Here is a 4,178-nt window from a genome sequence, read left to right on the forward strand (position 1 = left end):
CTGTTCTAGTTTTAGCATTGATCTAAATCAAATATAGTTCAGTATGAATGGCTCACAGTTAATTGAAACATTTCGCACAACTTTTTGTAATTTCATTAGATTCGTGTTACTAAAATCCAGCAAATAACGCATGGTGATGACCTTGGATTCTCAATTAGGCAGTTCATCTGCATATTTAGTGAATTAGTAATTTTGCAAACAATAACACTCCATGAAAAATGAAAACTGAAACCATACAAAGCTATATAGATTCCCATTTTTCTTTTTTTGAGCCTGACTTAAAAAAAGTTTTAATTGAAAACGGCACACTAAAAATATTTGTTGCAGACGAAATGCTCATGCAAACTGGGCAAAATATGCGGTCCACGACGCTAATTGTTGAGGGATTGGTGAAGCTGTATCGTGAGGGAGACGACGGCAATGAGTTTTTTATGTACTACCTGCAACCGGGCAATGCCTGTGCCTTGTCTATGATCTGTGCAACCAAGCAAGAAACCAGCGAGGTGATGGCTAAGGCTGTTGAGCCAACAATTGGCTTGATGATTCCAATATCGCTAATGGATACCTTAATGAAGGAATACAAGACTTGGTATTACTTTGTACTGGAAACCTACAGAAATCGTTTTGAAGAATTATTGACCGTTATCGACAACATTGCTTTTAAGAGTATGGATGAACGATTGGCATTTTATCTGGAAAAACAATTCAAGGATTTAAAAACCAGATCATTATCCGTCACGCACGGGGATATCGCCAACGACCTGAATTCTTCACGAGAGGTGATCTCCAGATTATTAAAAAAAATGGAGCAGCGTGGCGAAGTCGCCTTACACAGAAATTACATTCAATACCTCAAATAACTCATCGGTGACCTAAGTCACCTTTATTGTCCGTCCGAACTTCCAACTTTGTCTAAACTATTTAGAAAATGGAAGTTATTGCGTATTTAGCGTCGGCATTTATCGGCGTCTCATTGGGTCTGATTGGCGGAGGTGGCTCTATCCTAACCGTACCAGTATTGGTTTATCTTTTTGGGATCGCTCCTCTTCTGGCCACTTCTTACTCACTTTTTATAGTTGGCTCAACCAGTCTAATCGGGGCAGTCAATAACTATCGCAAAGGTCAGGTGAACCTGAAAGCAGCCCTCTTCTTTGGCGCAGCATCAATTGTCACTGTCTTTGCGACCAGAAAACTCATTATTCCTGCTATTCCAGAGAAATTATTCACTATAGCTGGTCATACCATTACCAGCGCGTTAGCCACCATGGTACTTTTCGGCGTACTGATGTTAACGGCCTCGATAAGCATGATTCGAAGTAAACATGATGATGCACAGGAACAGGATTGCAAAGACTGCATTAAATTCTTTAAACTTCTAGGCTACGGGATTGCTATTGGACTGGTAACCGGACTGTTAGGAGCAGGAGGAGGTTTCTTACTAATCCCTGCCCTGGTCTTGTTATTAAAATTACCCATGAAAAAAGCAGTCGGAACCTCTTTACTTATCATTGCACTGAATTCCCTGATCGGTTTTGCGGGAGACCTGGGGCATTTTCAAATCCACTGGAAATTCTTACTCAGCGTCAGCGCAATTGCCATAACCGGCCTGCTTGCTGGAAACCTCATCAGTAAAAGAATTCCCGGATCAGGACTCAAAAAAGCGTTCGGCTGGTTTGTCCTGTTCATGGGCATTTATATCATTTTAAAAGAATTTTTAAAATAACAAGAGTTGGGTGATTTTAGTCACCGTTTGGTGTTCACTTTCTGCCGAAATTTGATGTATACAAAAGAATTAAAAAAAAGAACATGATTATTGAACAGATTTATACCGGATGTTTGGCACAAGGCGCCTATTACATTCAATCAGGTAATGAGGCTGCCATTATCGATCCTTTAAGAGAAGTCGCTCCTTATATCGAAAAAGCCGCAGGTAATAATGCCACCATTAAATATGTATTTGAAACACATTTTCACGCTGATTTTGTTTCGGGCCATGTAGATCTGTCTAAACAAACCGGGGCACTGATTATTTATGGCCCGAATGCCAATCCGACTTTCGAGGCGCATATTGCAAAAGACGGCGAGCTTTTTAAGCTGGGAAAACTCACGATTAAAGTTTTGCATACTCCAGGCCATACCATGGAGTCCACCTCCTACCTGCTTATAGATGAACACGGAAAGGAAATCGCATTATTTTCAGGCGATACGCTATTTATAGGCGATGTCGGCCGTCCTGACCTTGCACAAAAAGCAGCACACATGACCCAGGAAGAGCTTGCAGGGATATTATTTGATTCACTGCGTCAAAAGGTAATGCCTTTGAACGATGATCTTATTGTTTATCCTGCCCATGGCGCCGGCTCTGCCTGTGGTAAAAATATGAGCAAAGAAACTACTGATACCTTAGGACACCAGAAATTGACAAATTATGCACTCAGGGCCGATATGACAAGGGAAGAATTCATTATAGAGGTAACAGAAGGGCTGACCCCACCCCCGGCTTACTTCCCATTGAATGTGAAAATGAACAGAGAAGGATACGACAGCTTTACTGCAGTACTGGAAAAAGGCACGCATGCATTAACACCCGATGCTTTCGAATTGATGGCAAATGAAACCGGCGCATTACTGCTGGATACCAGAGATGCCCAATTGTTCGCAAAAGCATTTATCCCCAATTCAATTAACATTGGTATCGATGGCAGTTTTGCCCCATGGGTGGGTGCATTGATACCGGATATACAGCAACCGATTCTGTTAATTGCGGATGAGGGACGAGAAGAAGAAGTGGTGACCAGGTTGTCAAGAGTGGGTTATGATCATGCCATCGGTTTCCTTAAAGGTGGAATTGATGCCTGGATTAAAAGTGGCAGAGAAACAGACGAAATCATCTCCATAACAGCAGAGCAATTGGCCGACCGAAGAGAAAAATCGGGGAATTTAAATATCCTGGATGTCCGCAAGGAATCGGAATACTTTTCTGAGCATTTACTGAATGCTATAAATGTACCATTAGACTACATCAATGAGCACATGCCAAAAATTGACAAGGATAGAATCTATTACGTGCATTGTGCCGGCGGATACCGATCAATGATTTTCAACTCCATTCTGCGTGCCCGTGGTTTTGAGAACCTTATCGATATCAAAGGTGGCTTTAAGGCCTTGAAAGAATCGGGCAAGCTTCAACTATCCGATTATGTTTGTCCAAGTAAAATGACCAATCCATAAACTGTTATGCTGGAACTATTAAGACAACCCTGGCCTTGGTATACCTCAGGGGCTGCCATTGCCTTTATTATGGTTTTGCTGCTTATTTTCGGAAAATCCTTCGGCTTTTCATCTAATTTAAGAACCCTGTGCACCCTTGCCGGTGCGGGCAAAAGACACCAGTTTTTTGACTTTGACTGGAAGACTCAAAAATGGAACCTGCTGTTTCTCCTTGGCGCTGTTCTTGGCGGTGTTATTGCAGCGACCTTACTCAAGAGCGAAATCCCCATGGCTTTATCACAATCCACAATTGATGATCTGGCAAAGCTGAACATTATTTTTGATGGACAATTGAATCCATCACAGCTGTTCGGATATCAGCTCATTAGTTCCTCTAAGGGAATAGTGATCTTGCTGGCCGGTGGAGCTTTAGTCGGCTTTGGGTCCCGCTATGCCGGCGGTTGTACCTCCGGACATGCGATCAGCGGTTTATCAAACTTACAACTTCCCTCCTTACTTGCCGTAATTGGCTTCTTTACCGGGGGCTTAGTGATGACACATTTTTTATTACCATTAATATTTTAGAAACATGAAAGGAGTAAAGTTTATACTGACAGGAATACTATTTGGTATCGTAATGGCAAAATCTGAGGCCATTTCCTGGTACAGAATTCAGGAGATGTTCCGTTTTCAGTCCTTCCATATGTACGGAATTATCGGAACGGCAGTAATTCTCGGTATGCTTGCCGTATACCTCATCAAAAAAACTAAACTCAGGAATATTCAGGGCCAACCGATCGTCTTGCATGACAAGGACAAAAGCTGGTCGCGTTACCTGATCGGAGGTTCAATTTTTGGGTTGGGCTGGGCGTTAACCGGTGCCTGCCCGGGACCAATGTTTGTAAATATCGGATATGGATACTGGGCTATGATCATTGTCGTATTGGGCGCCCTAAGTGGAACTTACC

Annotated in this window: 5 protein-coding genes; all 5 read left to right on the forward strand. The window is 42.3% G+C overall.

Going from position 1 to position 4,178, the window contains the following annotated elements:
• Positions 1–218: 218 nt before the first annotated feature.
• Positions 219–860 carry a Crp/Fnr family transcriptional regulator gene (locus AC1DG9_RS24215; RefSeq protein ID WP_288879075.1) on the forward strand — a complete coding sequence of 214 codons (642 nt, stop codon included), beginning with the start codon at positions 219–221 and terminating at the stop codon, positions 858–860.
• A gap of 68 nt (positions 861–928) precedes the next feature.
• Entirely contained in the window at positions 929–1,723 is a 795-nt protein-coding gene (locus tag AC1DG9_RS24220) for a sulfite exporter TauE/SafE family protein (protein ID WP_172659938.1), read from the forward strand.
• Between the two features lie 83 nt (positions 1,724–1,806).
• Positions 1,807–3,231 (forward strand): MBL fold metallo-hydrolase, encoded by a 1,425-nt coding sequence (locus AC1DG9_RS24225; RefSeq protein WP_288879074.1) that lies wholly within the window; start codon positions 1,807–1,809, stop codon positions 3,229–3,231.
• A gap of 6 nt (positions 3,232–3,237) precedes the next feature.
• Positions 3,238–3,795, forward strand: coding sequence for a YeeE/YedE family protein (locus AC1DG9_RS24230; RefSeq protein ID WP_172659936.1), 558 nt, complete (start codon positions 3,238–3,240; stop codon positions 3,793–3,795).
• 4 nt (positions 3,796–3,799) lie between these two features.
• Positions 3,800–4,178: DUF6691 family protein (locus AC1DG9_RS24235; protein ID WP_477635392.1), on the forward strand; the 379-nt coding region annotated here is incomplete at its 3' end.

The sequence above is a fragment of the Pedobacter sp. 05L430 genome (assembly GCF_056397585.1).